General features: G+C 71.5%; 5 protein-coding genes. 3 read left to right on the top strand and 2 right to left on the bottom strand.

Annotated elements, in window-relative coordinates; genetic code table 11:
- Positions 1 to 1,720: ATP-binding protein (locus tag G6022_RS01845; protein ID WP_241730997.1), on the top strand; the 1,720-nt coding region annotated here is incomplete at its 5' end.
- 60 nt (positions 1,721 to 1,780) lie between these two features.
- Positions 1,781 to 2,443 (top strand): response regulator transcription factor, encoded by a 663-nt coding sequence (locus G6022_RS01840; protein WP_179523602.1) that lies wholly within the window; start codon positions 1,781 to 1,783, stop codon positions 2,441 to 2,443.
- Positions 2,444 to 2,561: 118 nt separating this feature from the next.
- Here G6022_RS01840 and G6022_RS01835 read toward each other — a convergent pair whose 3' ends face one another.
- Both G6022_RS01835 and G6022_RS01830 read right to left on the bottom strand, forming a co-directional pair.
- The gene (locus G6022_RS01835) at positions 2,562 to 4,034 is read right to left on the bottom strand and encodes an aldehyde dehydrogenase (protein ID WP_182644512.1); all 1,473 of its coding nucleotides are present in this window, start codon (positions 4,032 to 4,034) and stop codon (positions 2,562 to 2,564) included.
- A gap of 131 nt (positions 4,035 to 4,165) precedes the next feature.
- Positions 4,166 to 5,023, bottom strand: coding sequence for a class I SAM-dependent methyltransferase (locus G6022_RS01830; RefSeq protein WP_347238139.1), 858 nt, complete (start codon positions 5,021 to 5,023; stop codon positions 4,166 to 4,168).
- A gap of 56 nt (positions 5,024 to 5,079) precedes the next feature.
- On the opposite strand from G6022_RS01830, the gene G6022_RS01825 reads away from it, so the two are divergent.
- A partial coding sequence (locus tag G6022_RS01825) for a glycosyltransferase (RefSeq protein WP_182690944.1) occupies positions 5,080 to 5,683 on the top strand: 604 nt, incomplete at its 3' end.

Genomic DNA, 5,683 nt, shown 5'->3' with positions numbered 1-5,683 from the left:
CACACCCGCGCAGCGACGGGGCGCTCCGGGACTCCTCGCGGTCCTACGCCCGTTCCTCGCCGGAGTGACCCCGCGGCTGGGAAGAGCGCCCTCGGTCCGATGGTGGTACTCGGCGCGCCTGCGCATCACGCTGGGAATCACCCTCACCTCTGCCGCCGTGTTCGCCGCCATGGTGCTGTTCACGCTGCAGGTGCTCCATCTCACCGCCGAACGGACGACCGACGCCCGTCTCAACCGCGAGGCCGCGGACTTCTCGACGTTCATGGACGCGGGGATCCTGCCGTCGGCCGAGTCGGAGAACCCCACCACCGAGCAGCTGATCCGCGCGTATCTGGCGCAGCAGTACCCGTCGGCCGAGCTGCTCCTCGTGGGGACCGCCACCACCTCGGGGACGCAGTTCACGCTCTCGAGGTTCAGCTCGGACGACGACACCCTGTTCCCCCCGGCCATGCGGTCCCAGATCCAACGGATCGGGCTGGTGTCGGATGAGGGGTCCGGTGTCATCGACGGCACCGTGCGGTGGCGGAAGGCCGAGGTCGACGGCCCGGCCGGGCCGGCCAACATCGTGGTCGCGATCAGTGACGCACCCACCCGCGAGGACACCGGTCGCGTCGCCGACCTCCTGCTGAGCACCGGCGCCGGCGGCATCGTCCTCAGCGCGCTCGTCGCCTGGCTCCTGGCCGGCCGGATGATCGTCCCCGTCCGGAGGATCCGTGAGGCCGCGGAGACGATCTCGGCCGCGGACCTGTCACGACGGGTCCCCGTCGACGGGCCGGACGAGATCGTCTCCCTGGCCGACACGGTCAACGCGATGCTCGAGCGCGTGGAGGAGGCCTATCGGACGCAGCGGGAGTTCCTCGACGACGCCGGCCACGAGCTCCGCACGCCCCTGACCGTGGTCCAGGGGAACCTGGATCTCATGCCGGAGGATCCGCAGGAGCGGGCCGAGACCACCCGGATCATGCAGGACGAGCTGTCCCGGATGACCCGCATCGTCGAGGACCTGCTCACCCTGGCGCGCTCCGACCGCCCCGACTTCCTCCAGACCGCCCCCACCGACGTCGCGGAACTGGTTCTGGACGTCGAGGCGAAGATCGACGTGATCGCCGACCGCGAGTGGTCGGTGCTCCCGTACGCCGAGGACGTCGCCCTGCTGGACCAGCACCGGATCACCCAGGCGCTCATCCAGTTCTGCTCCAATGCCGTGCGGTTCACCGGACCGGGGGACCTGATCGAGATCGGCTGCCGGGTGATCGCCCCGGGGGACCCGACGGTCACCGACGATCTGGCGGTCGGCCCACTGCCCGACCCGCCGCATCGCGAGAACTACCGACGCCGGTTGCTGTGGTGGGTGCGCGACAGCGGCCCGGGGATCCCGCCCGGCGAGGAGGAGACCATCTTCGAGCGGTTCCACACCGCCCGCGGTCAGCTCCGCGACGGACGCGGGGGAACCGGGCTGGGCCTGGCGATCGTCGCGACGATCGCCCGGGCCCACGGGGGCCGCGCGTTCGCGTTCAACGCCAAGGGCGGGGGCGCCGCGTTCTGCATCGCCGTCCCCTACGTCCCCGCGAGCTTCGATTCCGACGCCGGGGACGAGGTGGACACCGACCTCGACGAGGCCGCCCCCACGGTCGGTCGGGGGCCCGAGCGTCGCCGCCGATCCGGCAGGGGGCGGTACGAGCGGAACCGGCGATCCGGCGCACCCGGGGACACGACCTGATGACACGCTCGAATCACGTGCTCCGCGTGGAATACTCCATTGTCTTAGAAGGAGGGTTGCATGACGAATGTGCTCGTCGTGGAGGATGACGACCTCATCCGCTCGGTACTGGTCAAGGCACTCGGCGGCGCCGAGTACACCGCACTCGAGGCGGTGGACGGGGACAGCGCGCGGTCCATCCTGTCGACCATCTCCGACATCGATCTGATGTTGCTGGACATCGGCCTGCCGGACATCGACGGCCTGACGCTGCTCCGCGAGGCGCGCGACCGCGGGTTCGCGGCTCCCGTCATCATCCTCACGGCCCGCGACAGCGTCGCGAACACCGTCGAGGGACTGGACTCCGGGGCCAACGACTACATGGTCAAGCCCTTCCGTGTCCCGGAGCTGCTGGCCCGCATCCGGCTCCGCCTGCGCGAGCACGAGGCGTCGGAGGACCCCGGCATCCTCGAGCACGCCGGCATGCGCCTGGACATCCGCACCCGCCGGGTCGAGGTCGACGGCCGGATCCAGGAACTCACGAACCGCGAGTACTCGCTGCTGGAGATGTTGCTGCGCAACAAGGGCGAGACCATCAGCCGTGAGCAGTTGCTCGAGAGCGTGTGGGGTATGGACTTCGACCCCGGTTCGAACATCGTCAACGTCTACATCCGGTCGTTGCGCCGCAAGATCGGTGAGAACAAGGTCCACACCGTCCGGGGCGTCGGCTACCGCGTGGAGTGACCGCTCCACCCCGACCGGACCACTGCGGCGCCGGACCCGTGATCGGGTCCGGCGCCGCTGTCGTGCCGGGTGGTGGGGGCCGCCCGGCCGGGCGATCCCCACCACGCTCAGACGGGGCTCACCCCGCGGGCGCTTCCCATCCGAACGGCATGAGCACGCTCTGCAGCTCGCAGTAGGCGTCCAGCCCCTCGGGTCCGTTCTCGCGGCCGAGGCCGGAGTTCTTGAAGCCGCCGAACGGCGCGCTCGGGTCGAAGGCGTACCAGTTGATGCCCATGGTGCCGGTGCGCACCCGCTGCGCCACGGCGAGCGCGGCGTCCGGGTCGGCCGAGTACACGGCTCCGGCCAGACCGAACTCGGAGTCGTTGGCGATCCGCACGGCCTCGTCGACGGTGTCGTACGCGATGACCTGGAGCACGGGCCCGAAGATCTCCTCCTGGGCGATGGTCATGGAGTTGTCGACGTCGGTGAACACGGTCGGCTGGACGAAGGCACCCTCGGCGACGCCGGCGGGCAGTCCCTCGACCTTCCCGCCGCCGTAGGCGATGGTCGCGCCCTCCTCGACACCCTTGCGGATGTACCCCTCGACGCTGTCCTTCTGCTTGTGGTTGGCCAGCGGGCCGAACGCGGTGCCCTCGGCGGACGGGTCGCCGACCGGCATGGCCTTGACGTTCTCGACCAGGGCCTCCACGACCTCGTCGTAGCGCGACCGCGGGGCGAGGATGCGGTTCTGGGACACGCACGCCTGGCCGGAGTTCATCAGGGCGGAGAACACCATGGTCCCGGCGTTGGCGGCGATGTCGGCGTCCTCGAGGATGATCGCCGCGCTCTTGCCGCCGAGCTCGAGCGAGCAGCGGGTGAGGTTCTGCGCGGCGATCCCAGCGATGTGCTTGCCGACCCCCGTGGAGCCGGTGAACGAGATCTTGTCGACCTCCGGGTGCGAGACCAGGTGGTCGCCCACGGAGCTCGGGCCGGTCACCACGGACAGCACACCCTCGGGCAGTCCGGCCTCGCGGAACAGGTCCGCCAGCCACAGCGCGGACAGCGGGGTCGCGGACGACGGCTTGAGGACCACCGAGCTGCCCGAGAGCAGGGCCGGGCCGAGCTTGGCGGAGTTGAGGTAGAGCGGGACGTTCCACGCGGTGACGGCGGCCACCACCCCGACGGGCTGACGGGTGACCACCGAGGCGCCGTAGTCGCCGTGCCGGACCTCGGACCACGGGAAGTCCGCGGCCAGCTTCGCGTAGTACCGCAGCACGCCGAGCGTGGGTGTCACCTGGATCATCGCGGCGGTCCCGGGAGGGGTGCCCATCTCGTCGGAGAGGATCTGGCAGACCTCGCCCTGGCGTTCCTCGAGCATGTCGGCGACCCGGCCGATCAGCGCGCCGCGCTCGGCGGGCGGGGTGAGCCGCCACACGCCCGACTCGAAGGAGTCCCGGGCCTGGCTGACCATCTCGTCGACGTCCTCCGTGGTGGTCTCGGCCACCCGCCCGACGACGGCGTTCGTGGCCGGGGAGGTCACCTCGAGAACCCCGGTGGAGAGGGGGTCTGTCCAGCGAGTGCCGGAGAAGAGCTTGTCATGGACGACGACCACGGGGACCTCCGAGAGGTAGAAAACAAGAACGTGTTCCACGATCGTAGACGAGTGTCCGACTCCCCGGGCGGCCCTCGCACACGCCGCACGCCGCACGCCGCCCGGTGCCTCGCGCACGCCGCCCGCGACGCTCACCGGGCCCGCAGCACCACCACGAGGTTCGACACGAGGACCTCGCGGACCAGCGGCACGCGCACCAGCCACCACGCCCACCGCGGGTGGTACCGGGGGAAGGCGGCCAGCAGTTCGCCCGATGCCGTCCCCCGCGCCCACTCGAGGCCCTCCGCGCATCCCACCTCGAACAACGACTCGCCGTAGACGTTCTTGGGCGCGTGCCCGTGTCGGCGTTCGTACATCCGCCGGGCGCGCTCCCCGCCGAGGTAGTGGGTCATCCCCATCTCGTGACCGCCGAACGGGCCGTACCAGAGGGTGTAGGAGACCACGACGAGGCCACCGGGTCGCGTCACCCGGAGCATCTCCTCGGCCATCGTCCAGGGCTCGGGCACGTGCTCGGCCACGTTGGAGGAGATGCACACGTCCACCGAATCCGACCGGATGGGCAGCGACATCCCGCTGCCCCGGACCGAGCCCGACTGGTCCAGCCCGGCAGCGGACATCTCCCCCACGTCGGGCTCCACGGAGACGTACCGGGCGCCCTCCGCGGCGTAGGCCTCCGAGAAGTAACCGGGCCCTCCCCCCACGTCGAGCACCGTGAGCCCCGGGAGCCGGGCGCCTGCCGGGTGCCCGGTAACCGTCGACGACTCGGCGTCACCCGCCCCGCCCCCCGACGGGTCCCCGGGCCGGTCCCCGGACTCCGCCCACAGGTCCGCCACCAGCTCGACGGTGTCCCGTGCCAGGCTGGAGTAGAAGGCGTCCGGATCGGACTGCTCCAGGGGGAACGAGCGCAGGAGCCCGAGCGAGCGCCCGAGGGTGGCGCGGCGGGCCACCGAACGCAGTGCGCTCGACCGGTGATCTGCAGGTGGGGTCACAGCGCAGACGATACCGGCGGGTCCGGGCCCGACCCGCGCTGCGTACAGTGTGCGCCGTGGCTCGAATCCTGCTGCTGTGCTGGCGAGACAGCACCCATCCGCAGGGCGGCGGCAGCGAGCGGTATCTGGAGCACGTCGCGGACGGACTGGCGGCCGCGGGACACACCGTCGTCTACCGGACCTCCCGGTCCCGCGGCGCGCCCCGCTCGGAGGTGAGACCGACTGGCAGGACAGCCGGCGCGACCGGGCCCGGGGTCACGGTCAGCAGGGGCGGCGGGCGCTTCACCGTCTACCCGCGTGCGCTGGGCGCGATGCTCCTCGGGCGCCTCGGGCTGGGGCCCCTCGGCGCGCTGCGGAAGCCCGACGTCGTCGTCGACACCCAGAACGGCGTCCCCTTCTTCGCCCGGCTCGCCACCACCGCGCCCGTCGTGGTGCTGGTCCACCACATCCACCGCGAGCAGTGGCCCGTCGCCGGGTGGCTGGTCGCGAGGATCGGCTGGTGGATCGAGTCGTGGCTCTCGCCGCGCGTGCACTCGGGCAGCCAGTACGTCACCGTGTCGCTGCCGTCGGCGGACGAGCTCGCCGACCTGGGGGTGGACCCGGCCCGCATCGCGGTGGTCCGCAACGGCCTGGACCCGCTGCCCGCCGGGGTCCGACCGG

The sequence above is a fragment of the Dietzia sp. Cai40 genome, from assembly GCF_014145165.1.
Classification (GTDB): domain Bacteria; phylum Actinomycetota; class Actinomycetes; order Mycobacteriales; family Mycobacteriaceae; genus Dietzia; species Dietzia natronolimnaea.
This window is presented reverse-complemented; position numbering and strand designations above follow the sequence as displayed.